The sequence below is a fragment of the Pseudoroseomonas ludipueritiae genome, from assembly GCF_014490445.1.
Classification (GTDB): domain Bacteria; phylum Pseudomonadota; class Alphaproteobacteria; order Acetobacterales; family Acetobacteraceae; genus Pseudoroseomonas; species Pseudoroseomonas ludipueritiae.
The window spans coordinates 1-301 of the sequence record NZ_JACTUZ010000241.1; the positions used below are offsets into that span (position 1 = coordinate 1).

Annotated in this window: 1 pseudogene; it reads right to left on the reverse strand. The window is 76.7% G+C overall.

Annotated elements, in window-relative coordinates:
- Positions 1-301 (reverse strand): annotated as a pseudogene (locus IBL25_RS24700) (hypothetical protein); the annotation flags it as partial.

The following is a 301-nucleotide window of genomic DNA, read 5'->3' on the forward strand; positions in this document are numbered from 1 at the left end:
GGCCGCCCCGTCAGCGGCACCGGGCCGGGCTGCTGCGGCGCGACCAGCGGCAGGTCCCAGACAGCGGGCTGCGCCAGCAGGCCCAACAGCCCCTCGCGCGGCGGCGGATTGGCGGCGCTGGAGGCGCGCAACTCCTCCAGCAGCGAGGATGGCGGCCCGGCCGGGGCTGGCGCATCCTGCGTCGCGGTGCCGCGCAGCATCATCAGCAGCGACTGCGCGGTCTGGGGCAGGGTTACCGCTGATTGCGATTGTGGCTGCGGCTGCGGCTGCGGCTGCGGCTGCGGCTGCGGCTGCGGCTGCG